The organism is Streptomyces sp. NPDC015139, from assembly GCF_043079785.1.
In the GTDB taxonomy this organism is placed as follows: domain Bacteria; phylum Actinomycetota; class Actinomycetes; order Streptomycetales; family Streptomycetaceae; genus Streptomyces; species Streptomyces albidocamelliae.
The window spans coordinates 36,577-50,268 of the sequence record NZ_JBIBUW010000023.1 but is presented as its reverse complement, the minus strand read 5'-3'; the positions used below and the strand labels follow the sequence as shown (position 1 = coordinate 50,268).

General features: G+C 71.6%; 16 protein-coding genes. 3 read left to right on the top strand and 13 right to left on the bottom strand.

The genetic code is table 11. The annotated features are described in order from the left end of the window. Positions 1–66 precede the first annotated feature (66 nt). Positions 67–717, top strand: coding sequence for a class I SAM-dependent methyltransferase (locus tag ACF08B_RS36895; RefSeq protein ID WP_392321400.1), 651 nt, complete (start codon positions 67–69; stop codon positions 715–717). On the opposite strand, the gene ACF08B_RS36890 is transcribed toward ACF08B_RS36895, so the two are convergent. Together ACF08B_RS36890 and ACF08B_RS36885 are read right to left on the bottom strand one after the other, a co-directional pair. Then, on the bottom strand, positions 676–873 hold the full coding sequence (locus tag ACF08B_RS36890) for a DUF397 domain-containing protein (protein ID WP_392321399.1): 198 nt from the start codon (positions 871–873) through the stop codon (positions 676–678). The genes ACF08B_RS36895 and ACF08B_RS36890 overlap by 42 nt on opposite strands. Next, positions 870–1,727 carry a helix-turn-helix domain-containing protein gene (locus ACF08B_RS36885; RefSeq protein ID WP_392321398.1) on the bottom strand — a complete coding sequence of 286 codons (858 nt, stop codon included), beginning with the start codon at positions 1,725–1,727 and terminating at the stop codon, positions 870–872. Before ACF08B_RS36885 ends, ACF08B_RS36890 begins: the two co-directional genes overlap by 4 nt. 107 nt (positions 1,728–1,834) lie before the next feature. Here ACF08B_RS36885 and ACF08B_RS36880 point away from each other — a divergent pair, with 107 nt between their 5' ends. Further along, on the top strand, positions 1,835–2,299 hold the full coding sequence (locus tag ACF08B_RS36880; protein WP_093476835.1) for an ATP-binding protein: 465 nt from the start codon (positions 1,835–1,837) through the stop codon (positions 2,297–2,299). Here ACF08B_RS36880 and ACF08B_RS36875 read toward each other — a convergent pair. After that, the gene (locus ACF08B_RS36875; protein ID WP_176985684.1) at positions 2,250–3,131 is read right to left on the bottom strand and encodes a LysR family transcriptional regulator; all 882 of its coding nucleotides are present in this window, start codon (positions 3,129–3,131) and stop codon (positions 2,250–2,252) included. The two genes, ACF08B_RS36880 and ACF08B_RS36875, sit on opposite strands and share 50 nt — an antisense overlap. Before the next feature lie 169 nt (positions 3,132–3,300). Then, on the bottom strand, positions 3,301–5,190 hold the full coding sequence (locus tag ACF08B_RS36870; RefSeq protein ID WP_392321443.1) for an AMP-dependent synthetase/ligase: 1,890 nt from the start codon (positions 5,188–5,190) through the stop codon (positions 3,301–3,303). Positions 5,191–5,493: 303 nt separating this feature from the next. Between ACF08B_RS36870 and ACF08B_RS36865 the strand changes: the two genes are divergently transcribed. Beyond that, positions 5,494–6,363: a MaoC family dehydratase gene (locus tag ACF08B_RS36865; protein ID WP_392321397.1), complete on the top strand. Its 870-nt coding sequence runs from the start codon at positions 5,494–5,496 to the stop codon at positions 6,361–6,363. Here ACF08B_RS36865 and ACF08B_RS36860 read toward each other — a convergent pair. The 9 genes from ACF08B_RS36860 to ACF08B_RS36820 all read right to left on the bottom strand — a co-directional run bounded on the left by ACF08B_RS36860 (position 6,360) and on the right by ACF08B_RS36820 (position 13,613). Continuing rightward, positions 6,360–7,022: a TetR/AcrR family transcriptional regulator gene (locus ACF08B_RS36860; protein WP_392321396.1), complete on the bottom strand. Its 663-nt coding sequence runs from the start codon at positions 7,020–7,022 to the stop codon at positions 6,360–6,362. The two genes, ACF08B_RS36865 and ACF08B_RS36860, sit on opposite strands and share 4 nt — an antisense overlap. A gap of 47 nt (positions 7,023–7,069) precedes the next feature. Then, complete coding sequence (locus ACF08B_RS36855; RefSeq protein ID WP_392321395.1) at positions 7,070–7,369, bottom strand: DUF4229 domain-containing protein; 300 nt, start codon at positions 7,367–7,369, stop codon at positions 7,070–7,072. A 75-nt stretch (positions 7,370–7,444) separates the two neighbouring features. After that, on the bottom strand, positions 7,445–7,969 hold the full coding sequence (locus ACF08B_RS36850) for a GNAT family N-acetyltransferase (protein WP_392321394.1): 525 nt from the start codon (positions 7,967–7,969) through the stop codon (positions 7,445–7,447). Between the two features lie 16 nt (positions 7,970–7,985). Next, positions 7,986–8,633 carry a UdgX family uracil-DNA binding protein gene (locus tag ACF08B_RS36845; RefSeq protein WP_392321393.1) on the bottom strand — a complete coding sequence of 216 codons (648 nt, stop codon included), beginning with the start codon at positions 8,631–8,633 and terminating at the stop codon, positions 7,986–7,988. A gap of 140 nt (positions 8,634–8,773) precedes the next feature. Further along, positions 8,774–9,937, bottom strand: coding sequence for an aminofutalosine synthase MqnE (gene mqnE, locus ACF08B_RS36840; RefSeq protein ID WP_392321392.1), 1,164 nt, complete (start codon positions 9,935–9,937; stop codon positions 8,774–8,776). A 38-nt stretch (positions 9,938–9,975) separates the two neighbouring features. After that, complete coding sequence (locus tag ACF08B_RS36835) at positions 9,976–10,431, bottom strand: Lrp/AsnC family transcriptional regulator (RefSeq protein ID WP_073901832.1); 456 nt, start codon at positions 10,429–10,431, stop codon at positions 9,976–9,978. Positions 10,432–10,501: 70 nt separating this feature from the next. Then, positions 10,502–11,176: a UbiX family flavin prenyltransferase gene (locus ACF08B_RS36830; RefSeq protein WP_392321391.1), complete on the bottom strand. Its 675-nt coding sequence runs from the start codon at positions 11,174–11,176 to the stop codon at positions 10,502–10,504. 80 nt (positions 11,177–11,256) lie between these two features. Beyond that, on the bottom strand, positions 11,257–12,159 hold the full coding sequence (gene mqnP / locus ACF08B_RS36825; protein WP_392321390.1) for a menaquinone biosynthesis prenyltransferase MqnP: 903 nt from the start codon (positions 12,157–12,159) through the stop codon (positions 11,257–11,259). Next, positions 12,156–13,613 carry a menaquinone biosynthesis decarboxylase gene (locus tag ACF08B_RS36820; RefSeq protein WP_392321389.1) on the bottom strand — a complete coding sequence of 486 codons (1,458 nt, stop codon included), beginning with the start codon at positions 13,611–13,613 and terminating at the stop codon, positions 12,156–12,158. The genes mqnP and ACF08B_RS36820 overlap by 4 nt, the downstream gene beginning before the upstream one ends. Between the last annotated feature and the right edge of the window lie 79 nt (positions 13,614–13,692).

Genomic DNA, 13,692 nt, shown 5'->3' with positions numbered 1-13,692 from the left:
TAGATGCATCGGCCAACGGCAGCAGCCTAGAGGGGATGTCGGTGCCGCCCGCTACGGTCCCTCCCCATGACCGAGACCGAGGACTTCCTGACCGCCACCCGCTCCTTCTACGACACCATCGCCGAGGACTACGCCGACCACTTCCGGAACCCGCTCGACGACAGGCCGCTGGAGCGGGCGCTGCTCGGCGCGTTCGCTGAGCAGGTGGGGCCCGACGGCACGGTCGCCGACCTCGGCTGCGGTCCCGGGGCGATCACCGGACACCTGGCCGGGCTGGGCCTGTCCGTCTTCGGCCTCGACCTGTCCGCGTCCATGGTCGCCATCGCCCGCCGGGACAACCCCGCGGTGCGCTTTCAGCAGGGTTCCATGCTGGAGCTGCCCCTCGCCGACGGTTCGCTGGCCGGTGTCGTGTCCTGGTACTCCAGCATCCACACGCCGGTGGAACGACTCCCCGCGCTGCTGGCCGAGTTCCACCGGGTGCTGGCTCCCGGCGGCCTCGCGCTGCTCGCCTTCCAGTCCGGTGACGTGCCGCTGCGCCTCGACCGTCCCTGGGGCCGGCCCGTGGTGCTCGACTTCCAGCGGCGCCGCCCCGAGCGGATGGCGGAGCTGCTGTCCGGCGCCGGGTTCGCCCTGCGCGCCGGCACCGTCCGGGAGCCCGTGGAGGCGTGGGGCGAGTCAGTCCCGCAGGCGTTCCTTCTCGCCCAGAAGGAAGAGTGACCACGCGGTGGGCGTCACGGTGAGACGGGGGGCGGTGGGCCGCCGCTTCGAGTCGCGGACGTGGACGGCGGTGGCCTCCAGGGCGACCTCGACGCACTCGCCTCCTTCGCCGCCGCTGTAGCTGGACTTGAACCAGGCGAGTTCCTCGGTGTTCATCTCTCTCCCAGCAGCTTCTCGATCAGGGCCAGGGATGCCGTCGGAGTAAGTGCCATCGCGCGCATGATCCCATAGCGGTCGGCGATCTTACGGACCTCTTCCGGGTCGGTGACCAGGCGGGGATACCCCTGCACCTCAACGTAAGCGACCTGGGCGCGCCTGCTGGGCGTCAGCAGATTGAACGGGCCGTCCATGTTGGGGTGTTCCGTCTGAGCGGAGGGCATCACCTGGACCTCCACGTTGCGCATGTTGCCGATGCGCAGCAATCGGCGAAGCTGGTCCTTGTAGACCTTCGTACCGCCGATGGGCCTGTGCAGCACGGCCTCTTCCAAGACGTAGCTGCACATGGGGAGAGGCCACTGCTCCAAGACCTGCTGGCGCGCCAGTCGGTCGGCGACGCGCTTCTCGATGATGTCCTCGGCGAGCAGGGGACGGCGCCGGGAGAACACGGCCCGCGCGTAGTCCTCGGTCTGCAACAGGCCGGGCACGCCCTGGTTGGCGTAGAAGTGCAGCTCGACGGAGACCGCTTCCAACTCGGCATAACTTCGATACCACTCCGGATGCCGAGTCCGTGCCTTCGTCATCGCCTCCTCCACCTGCGGGATGACCTCCGTGAACAGGCCTTCCGCCCGCAGGACTTCGTCCGCCCGCTGGAGGAACTCCGGCCTCGGTGTCCGTACCCCCCGCTCCACCGCGGAGATCTGGTCGGGGCCGTACCCCACCAGGTTGCCGAACTCCCGCTGGTTCAGGCCCGCCCGCTCCCGCATCAGCCTCAGCTGCTTGCCCAGGACGACGAAGACCGCCGCCGCCCCGTTCGCCTCCGCCGGTGTCTCCGGCCTCCGCTCCTCCGCCACGCCACCCTCCGACAAGCCGTACACCGGACCCACCGCACCCGTACGACTACGCACAGTCGCCGGGTCATCCCTGGTCAGCGTAGGGAGAACCGGCCACGCTCGGTGAGGTGAACGTAGAAATCTCCACCCCCCGGACCGAACTCGTGCAGCGGCTCAGCGCCACGCCCCGCGGTGCCCGGCTGGCCCGTCGGCTGACCGGCGGCGCGCTCGCCACCTGGGGGTTCCCGCACGACGGCGACCTCAGCCACACCGCCCAGCTCCTCGTCGCGGAACTCGCCGCCAACGCCGTCACCCACGGTCGCGTCCCCGGCCGGGACTTCGAACTGCGACTGGCACTCCTGCCCGGCAGGGACACGCTCCGCATCGAGGTGAGCGACACCCGGAGCGACCGGCCCCTGCGCTTCCTGGACGGCGGCCTGCTGGACGAGCACGGTCGCGGACTCGTCGTCGTCCAGGTGCTGTCCGCCCTGTGGGGCGTCACCACACGGGACGTCGGCAAGACCGTCTGGGCGGAGCTGCCGCTCAGCGCGAGGCGGCGACCGTGTCCGCGAACGCCCGCGCCGGAGGACTGAGCGCGTCCCAGCGGCGGACGGCCCAGCCGACGGGCAGCGGACGCAGGCCGGGCAGCGGGACCAGCCGCAACGGGCCCTCGCCGGGGACGGGCAGGCCGGGTACGGCGGGGACGACCGCCCGGCCCACGCCCAGCTCGGCGAGGAGCAGCGCCGTGTCCCAGTCGGCCACGCTGGGCTCGTAGGAGAACCGCACGTCCCGCTCCGCGCACGCCGCTTCGAGATGGGCGGCGGACGTGGAGTTGGGCGGCAGCCGGATGAGGCGGACGTCGGCGAGTTCGGCGGGGTCCAGGCGCGGGCGGCCGGCGAGCGGGTCGTCCGCGCGGACCGCGAGCAGCCACGGCAGTTGCGCGACCGTCCGCTGCTCGATGCCCCGCACCGGCGGGCCGATGGTGATCCAGGCCAGGTCCAGCGTGCCGTCGGCGAGGGCGTCGAAGGCGCCCCGGCCCGAACTGACCGTGCGGAACTCCAGGTTGACCCGGGGGTGGCGGTGGCGGAACGTGACGACCGCGTCGGACATGAAGTGCCGGACGGTGGTCGCGCCGGTGGCCACGCGGACGTGGCCGCCGTGGCCGTCGACCAGGTCGCGCAGCTGCCGTACGGCGAGGTCGAGACCGGAGATGCCCTCGGCCGCGGCGGCCTCCAGCAGCCGGCCGGCCCCGGTCGGGACGACTCCGCGCGGGCGGCGCTCCAGCAGCGCCACCCCGGTCTCCCGCTCCAGCCGTTTGACGTGCTGGCTGACGGCCGACTGGGTGCAGCCGAGGTCGCGGGCGACCGAACTCAGGCTGCCCGCACGGCACACGGCCACGAACACACGGAGATCGTCCAGGGTCACAACACCCAAGCTAACACTTGGGTTTGAGGAGAAAACCCAAGGATTGACTGGGCGTTGGGCGCGTACGAGGATCGTGTGCGGGCCGCGACCGACCCAGGCGGCAACCCGCTCCGCGCCCCGTCGAGTCCGGACGAGACGGGACCGGCGAGGAGCGGGTGCCGACCGTCGGTCAGCGGCGCTCGTACAGGCTCTCCACGTCCTTCGCGAAGTCCCGCATGACCTGGCCCCGGCGGAGCTTCATCGACGGGGTCAGATGGTCGGACCACTCGGTGAAGTCCACGGGCAGCACCGCGAACCGGCGGATGGACTCGGGCCGCGAGACCAGCTTGTTCGCCTCGTCCACCGCGCGCTGCAGGACGGCCGCGAGCTCCGGGTCGCCGGTGAGGAGTTCCGGCGGCACGGGATGCTTGCCGATCATCTGGCGCCAGTGGGTGATGCCGTCGGGGTCGAGGGTGATCAGCGCGCCGACGTACGGGCGTCCGTCGCCGACCAGCATCACCTGGGAGATCAGCGGGTGCTGGCGCAGCCAGTTCTCCAGCGGTGCCGGGGCCACCGACTTGCCGCCCGCGGTGATCAGCAGCTCCTTCTTGCGGCCGGTGATGGTCAGATAGCCCTCGTCGTCCAGTTCGCCGAGGTCGCCGGTGGCCAGCCAGCCGTCCCGGGTCGCGGGGACGACTCCGCCCGCCTGCGGGTCCCAGTAGCCGCGCAGCACGTGGTCGCCCGCGAGCAGGATCTCGCCGTCGGCCGCGATCCGGACCCGGGTGCCGGGCATCGGCCAGCCGACGGTGCCGAGGCGGGGCTTGAGCGGCGGGGTGACCGTCGAGGCGCCGGTGGTCTCCGTGAGGCCGTACCCCTCGAAGATCTCGATGCCGGCTCCGGCGTAGAAGGCGGCCAGGCGCCGGCCTAGGGGGGAGCCGCCGCAGATCGCGTACCGGACGCGGCCTCCCATGGCGGCGCGCAGACGGCGGTAGACGAGCGGGTCGTAGAGGGTGCGCTGGGTCTTCAGGGCGCGGTTCGGTCCGCTGCCGGTGCCGGTCTGGCGGGCTTCGAGGGCCTCGCCGTAGCGGCGGGCGACGGCGACCGCCCGGTCGAAGACGGCCGTCCGGCCGCCCGCCTCCGCCTTGGCGCGGGCCGAGTTGAAGATCTTCTCCAGCATGTAGGGGATGGTCAGCAGCGCGGTCGGCCGGAAGGCGGCCAGGTCCGGCAGCAGGTCGTCCGCGGCCAGGCTGGGCGCGTGGCCGAGGCGGACGCGTGCGCGGACGCAGGCGATGGCCACCATCCGGCCGAAGACGTGGGACATGGGCAGGAAGAGGAGGACCGACGGCTCCTCGTCCTGAGCCTTGAAGACCGGGTGGAGCAGTTCGATGGCGTTGTCGACCTCGGCGAAGAAGTTGCCGTGCGAGAGGGCGCAGCCCTTGGGGCGGCCGGTGGTGCCCGAGGTGTAGATGAGCGTGGCGAGGGTGTCGGGGCCGAGCATGCCCCGGCGCACGGCCACCTCGCCGTCCGGCACCTCCGCGCCCGCCTCGGCGAGCCGTTCCACGTGGTCCTTGTCCATCACCCACAGGTGCCCGAGGTCGGGCAGGTGCTGGAGTTCGGGGCCGATGGCGGCGGCCTGCGCGGCGGTCTCGGTGACCAGGGCGACCGCGCCGGAGTCGTGCAGGATCCAGCGGGTCTGGAAGACGGAGGAGGTGGGGTAGACGGGGACGGTGACGAGGCCCGCGGCCCAGGAGGCGAAGTCGAGCAGGGTCCACTCGTACCGGGTGCGGGCCATCACGGCGATCCGGTCGCCCGGCTGCAGCCCTTCGGCGATCAGCCCCTTGGCCACCGCGAGCACCTGCTCGGCGAACCGCGCGGCGGTGACGTCCGCCCAACTGCCGTCCGGCAGCCGGCGGCTGAGCGCGACGGCACCGGGGGCCGCCTCGGCGTTCTCGAACGGCAGGTCGGCCAGCGAGCCATGGGTGACCGGTGGCGCGAACGGCGGTACGGACGCCTCCCGGACGGCCCCGTCGAGGCGCCGGACCTCGGGTTCCACGAGGACCGGGCGGCCGTCGTAGTCGATGGCGGAGACCGGGGCGCCGGAGGAGACGGGGGCGTTCTGGTACGGGGTGGACACGGGGCGGCTCCTCAGGCGTGCGTACACCGGCGGTGGCCCCGAAGTGAGAGTTACCGACGGTTAGGCAGGTGATCGTACGGGTCCGCTGTGAGGGGGTTGTGCGGGTTCGGGAAGGGTCCGGGGCCAGGGATGTGCAGCCTCACGGGTTATGTGAGGGGGGCTCACTTTTGACTTACCTCCGGTAACCTTACTCTGGAGTAAGGATTTGTCAGCCCTTCGGAACCGAACCGCGCGGGAGCTGAGCCGCAGATGAGCACCGTCACCCTGAGCGCGCCCCCGGCACTGGCCCCGCTGCTGGCCCGGGGCGCCCTGCGCTCCCCCTTCAAGCGCCCGGCCCGGGGCGCCGGCCACCCGCGCACCCGGCTCCTGCTCCCCGGCCTCCGCGTCGACCTCGCGAGACTGGCCGCGTACGAGCGGGTGTGCGGCTTCGCCACCGGTGCCGACGCACTGCCCGTCACCTATCCGCACGTCCTCGGATTCCCGCTCGCCATGCGCCTGATGAGCGGCCGGGACTTCCCGCTGCCGCTGCTGGGCCTCGTCCACACGTCCATCGAGATCGTCCGCCACGCCGACCTGCCCGCCACCGGGGAGTACGAACTCGCCGTGTTCGTCGACGGACTCGCCCCGCACCGGCGCGGGACCGAGGCCACCGTGGTGACCGGGCTGCGGTCCGGCGGCGACCTCGTCTGGGAGTCCCGCAGCACCTACCTGGCCCGGCACCGCACCGCGGGCGGTACGGCGGCCGGGGCGCGGCGGGACGACACCGCGCTGCCCGCCGTCGCCGAGTGGCGACTGGCCGGGGACGTGGGACGCCGGTACGGAGCCGCCTCCGGCGACCGCAACCCCATCCACCTGCACCCGTTCACCGCCCGCCTGTTCGGCTTCCCGCGGGCCATCGCGCACGGCATGTGGACCGTGGCCCGCTGCCTGGCCGCCCACGGCACGGCGGGCTCCGCCGTGGTGCGGGCCGAGTTCCGGGCGCCGGTGCTGCTGCCGGGGGCGGTGACGTACGGGGCGGACGGCGCCGGCCGCTTCTCCCTGCGGGGCCCGGACGGCAGGCTCCACCTCACCGGCGAGGTGGTTCCGCTGTCCGGCGGCGTTCGGGGCGAAGTCCCCTAGGCCTCGGTCGCGGGCGGGGTCGTGGGCGGGGTCCACACCTGGCCGCTCAGCAGGGCGCCGAGGCCCGACCAGGCGAAGTTCATCAGGGTGGCCGCCGCCTGACGGGCCGTGACGCCCGGGGTGGTGTTGGCCCACGCGGCGAGGGACTCGGCCGCGCCGACCAGCGCCTCGGCGAGCCCGGCGACCTCACGCTCGGGCAGGTGCGGATCCCCGTGGGCGTCCCGCGCCGCGACCGCGATCAGCCGGGTCACGAACGCCACGATCTCCTCGCGCATCGAGGCGACCTCGGCCGCGAACCGCTCACCGTGGGTACGGGCCTGCAGATGCAGCACGGACCAGGCGTCGGGATGCTCCGAGGTGTGCGCGAAGAACGCCTGGAGCCCGTCCCAGAGTTGCCGGTCGGCGGGCAGGTCCGGCCGCACGCCGGTGCGCACCGCCTCGGTCAGCGCGGCGGCCTCCCGGCGGATGCACGCGGTGAACAGGTCTTCCTTGGAATTCAGGTACAGGTACACCAACGGCTTGGACACGCCCGCCAGTTCGGCGATCTCGTCCATCGACGCCGCCATGTACCCGCGTCGGCCGAAAATCCGTACGGCGGCGTCCAGCATCTGCTGCTCCCGCACCGCACGCGGCATCCGCTTGGTCTTCACGGCACCCATGGGACAAGCCTAGTTGGGGCCCGGGGCACCGGGAGCCGGATACTCGGTCAGGATGCGCTGCCCTGCGCGGCGGCCGGGTCCTCGACGCCGTCCTCCTGGTTGCGGTTGGCGTCCAGGTTGGCCTTGATCCGGTCGACCCGGCCGGCGACCTGCACCGAGGCCCGCTCGCGCTCCTTGCGCAGGACCACCCAGCTGACCGGCGCGGAGAGGACCAGGGAGAGCAGCAGGACCCAGAAGAAGTTGGCGTTGCCGTAGCCCCGCGGGAAGATGCCGGAGTAGACGGCTCCCCAGACGACGACGAGGCAGCCGGCGAAGATGCCGAAGCGCATCAGCGTGTAGCGGAGCATCTCAATCCAGTCTTCCGATTCCAAAAGGGGTCATCGTCCAGTGAAGCACGGCCGGCAGGCGATCATTCAGCGGGGTCAGCCGAGCGGCAGCAGCATGGTGACGTCGTCGCGGTCGTCGTCCGGGGCGACGCGGATGGCGGCGGGCACCCGGCCGACCTCCTTGTAGCCGCAGGAGCCGTAGAAGCGCTCCAGGCCGAGCCCGCCCCGGCAGGTCAGCCGTATCGCCTCGATGCCGTCGAGACCGCGGGCCGCGTCCGCGGCGGCGGCGAGCAGGTCGCGGCCGTACCCCTTGCCCTGGTGCCTCGGGTGGACCATCACCGTGTACAGCCACAGCCAGTGCGTCATCAGCCGGTGCGTGTTGTGGGTGAGGAAGGCGGTCGCGGCCACCTCGCCGCCCTCGTCCCGACCGACGACGAGCCGGGTACGCCCCTCGGTCATCTGGGCGAGATGCCGCACCAGTTCCGGCCGCACCTGCTCGCGGGTCACCGGGGGCACGAAACCGACGGCTCCGCCCGCGTTGGAGACGTCCGCCCACAGATCGAGGATGCCGTCGCGCAGGGCGGGGGTGAGGGCCGGGTCCAGCGTGAAGGTAATGGGCACAGCTGGAGTGTATCCATTACCCGAGGGCCTGCACAGCCACTTTCAGATCGGCCACCAGGCCCTGGTAGGCGCCCTCCCGGTCGTCCGCGCGCAGCACGGCCGAGGGGTGCACGGTCGGCACCAGCCGCTGCGGGCGCCCGTGGACCTCCTCCTCCAGCACGGTCCCCCGCACCGGGCCCACCCGGAACGAGGAGCCGAGCAGCGCCTTTCCGGCCGTGGCTCCCAGGATCACGATCAGCTCCGGCTCCACGACGGCCAGCTCGGCCGCGAGCCACGGGGCGCAGGCGGCTGCCTCCCGCAGGGTCGGCGGCTTGTGGATGCGTCGCTTGCCCGGCTCGGACCGGGTGAACTTGAAGTGCTTGACGGCGTTGGTGACGTAGGCGTCCGCCGGGTTCAGGCCGGCCTCTTCGAGGGCGCGGTCGAGGAGTCTGCCGGCGGGGCCGACGAAGGGCCGGCCCCGACGGTCCTCCTGGTCGCCGGGCTGCTCGCCGACGAGCATCACGCGGGCGGTGGCCTTGCCGGCTCCGAAAACGGTCTGGGTGGCGTCCCGGTACAAGGGGCAGCCGCGGCAGTCGGCGGCGGCCCGGCGCAGGGCGGCGAGTCCTTTGCGGGCGGGGAGGAAGGGCTCCGCCGTGTACGCGTCCTCGGGGGTTCGGGTGGCCATGGGGACCGAGTACCCGCCGTTGGGGGCCAGGCCGTGTTGTCGTTCGCGGGTGGGTGGTGGCTGGGCGCGCAGTTCCCCGCGCCCCTGGGTGGGGACACGGGGTGTCGGCCGGGAAGGCGCCGCGCGTCGGCGGTCGGAGGTCAGAGTCGCATCGGCTGGGGGGAATCGCGGCGGGACGGGTCCGGGCCGTCGTACTCGCGGATGATCTCGTAGCGGGTGTTGCGCTCCGCCGGGCGGAAGCCCGCGTCGCGGATCAGGTCGAGCAGGTCCTCGCGGGTCAGCTTGTTCGGCGTGCCGTAGTTGTCCGCGTCGTGCGTGATCTTGTACTCGACGACCGAGCCGTCCATGTCGTCGGCGCCGTGCTGGAGGGCCAGCTGGGCGGTCTGCACGCCGTGCATCACCCAGAAGACCTTCACGTGCGGCACGTTGTCGAAGAGCAGACGGGAGACCGCGAAGGTCTTCAGGGCCTCCGCGCCGGTGGCCATCTGGGTACGGGCCTGAAGGCGGTTGCGGATCTTGCCGTCCTTCATGTCCACGAAGTCGTGCTGGTAGCGCAGCGGGATGAAGACCTGGAAGCCGTTCGTCTCGTCCTGCAGCTCGCGGAGACGGAGCACGTGGTCGACCCGGTGCCGCGGCTCCTCGATGTGGCCGTACAGCATGGTGCACGGGGTCTTCAGACCCTTCTCGTGCGCCAGCCGGTGGATGCGCGACCAGTCCTCCCAGTGGGTCCGGTGGTCCACGATGTGCTGCCGGACCTCCCAGTCGAAGATCTCGGCGCCGCCGCCGGTCAGCGACTCCAGACCGGCGTCGATCAGCTCGTCCAGGATCTCGGAGGCCGACAGACCGGAGATCGTCTCGAAGTGGTGGATCTCCGTCGCCGTGAACGCCTTCAGCGAGACGTTCGGCAGGGCCGCCTTCAGCTCGCGCAGCGACCGGGGGTAGTACCGCCACGGCAGGTTCGGGTGCAGGCCGTTGACGATGTGCAGCTCGGTGAGGTTGTCCGACTCCATCGCCCTGGCGAGCTTGACGGCCTCCTCGATGCGCATCGTGTACGCGTCCTTCTCGCCCGGCTTGCGCTGGAACGAGCAGTAGGCGCAGGAGGCCGTGCACACGTTGGTCATGTTCAGGTGCCGGTTGACGTTGAAGTGGACCACGTCACCGTTCTTGCGGGTCCGCACCTCGTGCGCGAGCCCGCCGAGCCACGCCAGGTCGTCCGACTCGTACAGCGCGATGCCGTCCTCGCGGGACAGCCGCTCACCGGAGCGGACCTTCTCCTCCAGCTCGCGCTTGAGCCCGACGTCCATGCCAACACCTTTCTCCGACAGCCCGACCAACGGTATCCCTAGACCTCTTCGGGAAGCTCCCCGACCCGGTTCTCCCACTTCGTGGACAGCACGATCGTGGTACGGGTGCGGGAGACGCCCTTGGTGCCGCTGAGCCGCCTGATCGTCTTCTCCAGGCCGTCGACGTCCGTCGAACGCACCTTGAGCATGAAGGAGTCGTCACCGGCGATGAACCAGCAGTCCTCGATCTCCGGCAGGTCCCGCAGCCGCTGGGCCACGTCCTCGTGGTCGGCGGCGTCGGAGAGCGAGATGCCGATCAGCGCGATGACGCCGAGGCCGAGGGAGGCCGCGTTCACCGTGGCGCGGTAGCCGGTGATGACTCCCGCCGCCTCCAGCCGGTTGATGCGGTCGGTGACGCTGGGTCCCGACAGGCCGACGAGGCGCCCAAGCTCCGCGTAGGAGGCCCGGCCGTTCTCCCTCAGGGCCTGGATGAGCTGCCTGTCCACCGCGTCCATGCGATCGAAGCCTTCCGCTGAAGAGTTCCGAAGTGTGATGAGAGGTACTGCGCCTTGCTCCCGGCGGGCGCTACCGGCCGGCTGTGCCGCCGCCCAGCTCGCCCCGCCACCGCCGATACAGGCCGTGTCCGACACCCGCCGCGTCCAGCACCCGGCCGGCGACGAAGTCCACCAGGTCCTGGATGTGGGTGGCGCCCGCGTAGAAGGCGGGCGAGGCCGGCACGACCGTGGCACCGGCGTCGTCCAGCGCGACGAGATGCCGCAGTGTCTGTCCGTTCAGGGGGGTCTCCCGCACGGCGACGACCAGGGTGCGGCGCTCCTTCAGTGTGACGCTCGCCGCCCGCTGGAGCAGGTCCTTGGACAGGCCGAGCGCCACACCGGCCACACAGGCCGTGGAGGCCGGCACGATGAGCATCCCCTTCGCCGGGTACGACCCCGAGGACGGCCCGGCGGCGAGGTCGCCCGCGCCCCAGTACCGCACCCCGCTGACGTCCACGTCGAAGGTCCCGGGCTTGCCGTCGGCGCCCCGGGCCAGCCATTCCCGCAGGTCGTCCTGCCAGTGGGCGTCACGGAACGAGATCCCCGTCTCGTCCAGCAGCGTCAGCCGCGAGGCCCGGCTGACCACCAGGTCGACCGCTTCCCCCGCCCCCAGCAGCGCCCGCAGCACGGCAGCCGCATACGGCGTACCGGAAGCTCCGGACACCCCCACGATCCAAGGCTCGCGCCGCGATTCTCCTGCGTTCACACCTTGAGCGTACCGGCGGGTCGCCCAGCCCTCAGGCCGGGTCGCCCACCGCGCGGGATCCGGGTGTCGGGCCGCCCCGGTCAGACGGTCAGACCACGCACCAGGAGGTCCAGCAGCGCGCACACGAACAGGGCGATGCCGATGAAGCCGTTGACCGAGAAGAACGCCCGGTCGAGACGGGACAGGTCGTGCGGGCGGACGATGCGGTGCTCGTAGACGAAGGCGCCCGCCACGATCGCCAGACCCAGCCAGAAGAACGCGCCGGCGTGGGTGGCCAGGGCGTACCAGACGAAGAGCGCCGTGGTGACGGTGTGACAGGCGCGCGCACCCCAGATCGCCGCCGGGATGCCGAAGCGGGCCGGCACCGACCTGACGCCGATCTCACGGTCGGTCTCGACGTCCTGGCAGGCGTAGATCAGGTCGAAGCCGCCGATCCAGACGCCCACCGCGAGGCCGAGGATCACCGAGTCCCACGACCAGGACCCGGAGACGGCGAGCCAGCCGCCGATGGGGCCCATGGCCTGGGCGAGACCGAGGATGGCCTGCGGGAAGTCGGTGAACCGTTTCCCGTAGGGGTAGACCACCATCGGGATCACCGCGACCGGCGCGAGGGCCAGGCACAGCGGGTTCAGCAGGGCGGCCGACCCGAGGAAGACCACCAGGGCGACGAGGGCGCCGGTCCAGGCGTGGCGCACGGACATCGCGCCCGTCACCAGTTCGCGGTGGGCCGTGCGCGGGTTGCGGGCGTCGATCTCGCGGTCGATGATCCGGTTGACGGCCATCGCGAACGTGCGCAGGCCGACCATGCAGACGGTGACCAGCAGCAGCCGGCCCCAGTGGATGTTCTCGTCCCACTGGTACATCGCCGTGAGGGCGGCGATGTACGCGAAGGGCAGGGCGAAGACCGAGTGCTCGATCATCACCAGCCGCAGGAACGCCTTGGTGCGCCCCGGCCGGGGGATCGCGGCGGACGCGCTGCTCACAGGCCGTACTCCTTCCAGCGGCGGTCCACCAGGGCCGCCGTATCCGGGTCGGACAGGACCATGTCCGGCCACCCGCCGTCGCGCGTGTAGCCCTCCTCGGGCAGCTTCTTCGTCGCGTCGATGCCCGCCTTGCCGCCCCAGAACTGCTGGTAGGAGGCGTGGTCGAGATGGTCGACGGGGCCTTCGACGACCGTGAGGTCACGGGCGTAGTCGGTGTTGCCGAGAGCGCGCCAGGCGACCTCGTGCAGGTCGTGCACGTCGCAGTCGGCGTCCACGACGACGATCAGCTTGGTCAGGGACATCATGTGCGCCCCCCAGATCGCGTGCATCACCTTCTGCGCGTGCTTCGGGTACTTCTTGTCGATCGAGACGATCGCGCAGTTGTGGAAACCGCCGGCCTCGGGCAGGTGGTAGTCCACGATGTCCGGGACGATGATCTTCAGCAGGGGGAGGAAGAAGCGTTCCGTGGCGCGGCCGAGCGGGCCGTCCTCCGTGGGCGGGCGGCCGACCACGATCGACTGGAGCAGCGGCCGCTTCCGCATCGTCACGCAGTCGATCGTCAGCGCGGGGAAGGGCTCCTGCGGGGTGTAGAAACCGGTGTGGTCGCCGAACGGGCCCTCGGGCAGCATCTCGCCCGGCTCCAGCCAGCCCTCCAGGACGACCTCGGCGTTCGCCGGGACCTGGAGCGGAACCGTCTTGCAGTCCACCATCTCGATCCGCCTGCCGGAGACGAACCCGGCGAAGAGGTACTCGTCGATGTCCCCGGGCAGCGGGGCGGTGGAGGCGTACGTCACCGTCGGCGGGCAGCCGAAGGCGATCGCGACCGGCAGCCGTTCGCCCCGGCGCGCGGCGACCTGGTAGTGGTTCCGGCTGTCCTTGTGGATCTGCCAGTGCATGCCGATGGTGCGCCTGTCGTGGCGCTGGAGGCGGTACAGGCCGAGGTTGCGGATGCCGGTCTCGGGGTCCTTGGTGTGGGTCAGGCCCAGGTTGAAGAAGGAGCCGCCGTCCTGGGGCCAGGTGAAGAGCGCCGGGAGCCGGTCCAGGTCGACCTCGTCGCCGTGCAGGACGACCTCCTGCACCGGCGCGGCCGCGGACTTCACCTTCTTCGGCGGCACGTGCGTCATCGCGCCGAGCTTCCCGAAGGCCTCGCGCACGCCGACGAAGCCGTGCGGCAGCTCCGGCCGCAGCAGGCCGCCGATCTTCTCGGAGATCTCGCCGTACGACTTCAGGCCCAGCGCCTTGAGCAGCCGCCGGTCGGTGCCGAAGACGTTCATCGCGAGGGGCATCGCGGAGCCCTTGACGTTCTCGAAGAGCAGCGCCGGGCCCCCGGACTTCTGTACCCGGTCGACGATCTCCCCGACTTCCAGGTAGGGGTCGACCTCGGCCTTGATGCGCTTGAGGTCACCCTCGCGCTCCAGCGCCCGCAGCAGGGAGCGAAGATCGTCGTAAGCCATGGGGCCAAGTATCGCCGACGTACCGCTTTGTCCCGGCGGCGCCCCCGCCCGTACGCCCGTGGCGCGGCTGGAATACTCG